General features: G+C 63.8%; 1 protein-coding gene. It reads right to left on the minus strand.

Going from position 1 to position 520, the window contains the following annotated elements:
* A partial coding sequence (locus tag EJ903_RS27880; RefSeq protein ID WP_281274773.1) for a calcium-binding protein occupies nucleotides 1–520 on the minus strand: 520 nt, incomplete at both ends.

A 520-nucleotide genomic window follows, 5' to 3' on the forward strand; every position in this document is an offset into this window, starting at 1 on the left:
GTCGCCAGCATCATCCACGGTGTAGACGTCGTTGCCTAGACCACCCAACAGCGCGTCATTGCCAGCGCCGCCTGACAGCGTGTCATTGCCCGCGCCGCCCCGGATCAGGTTGTCCAAGGCATTGCCCACACCGGTGAAGTTGCCGGTGCCGGTGTAGGTGAGCGTCTCCACATTGGCCGACAAGCCGTAGCTGGAAAGGCTGGTGCGCACCTCGTCGCTGCCTTCACCAGCCAGCTCCGTCACCGCATCGCCAGCATCGTCCACGATGTAGACGTCGTTCCCGAGACCACCCACCAGCGTGTCGTTGCCCACACCGCCTGACAGCGTGTCATTGCCCGCGCCGCCCTGGATCAGGTTGTCCAAGGCATTGCCCACCCCGGTGAAGTTGCCGGTGCCGGTGTAGCTGAGCGTTTCCACATTGGCCGAAAGGGCGTAGCTGGAAAGGCTGGTGCGCACCTCGTCGCTGCCTTCACCGGCCAACTCCGTCACCACATCGCCAGCATCGTCCACGATGTAGACG

Origin of the sequence: Azospirillum griseum, from assembly GCF_003966125.1 — a bacterium.
GTDB classification, from domain to species: Bacteria; Pseudomonadota; Alphaproteobacteria; order Azospirillales; family Azospirillaceae; genus Azospirillum; species Azospirillum griseum.